The sequence below is a fragment of the Paraburkholderia sp. BR13439 genome, from assembly GCF_040948805.1.
GTDB lineage: Bacteria > Pseudomonadota > Gammaproteobacteria > Burkholderiales > Burkholderiaceae > Paraburkholderia > Paraburkholderia youngii.
Genome location: NZ_JBFPKN010000166.1, coordinates 1 through 353 on the forward strand (window position 1 = coordinate 1; position 353 = coordinate 353).

Annotated in this window: 1 protein-coding gene; it reads left to right on the forward strand. The window is 57.2% G+C overall.

What is annotated here, in order from left to right; all coding sequences use genetic code 11:
• A partial coding sequence (locus tag AB3X96_RS42715; RefSeq protein WP_368594435.1) for a transposase occupies window positions 1-254 on the forward strand: 254 nt, incomplete at its 5' end.
• Between the last annotated feature and the right edge of the window lie 99 nt (window positions 255-353).

The following is a 353-nucleotide window of genomic DNA, read 5'->3' on the forward strand; positions in this document are numbered from 1 at the left end:
GGCATGTCGCGATGCTACCAGGCAGGCGCAGACAACTGGACCTAACCGATCGGCTGGACGCGATATTCGATCAGATTGAACGCCTGAAGGCCGGCGTCCGCGCCAAGGTTGAACATCCGTTCCGCGTCCTCAAACAGCAGTTTGGCTATACGAAGACCCGGTACCGGGGGTTGATGAAGAACACCGCCCAGATCACGACACTATTTGCTCTGGGCAACCTGTGGATGGCACGCAAGGCTTTGTGGAACGCTTGAAACGCTCGCAGATTCAGGCCGCGAATCTCGGCAAACAGTGGTCGTCACGCTTCAAAAAGCCAGGCGACCAACCTGCCAGCAGACTCTCATGGCTGATAC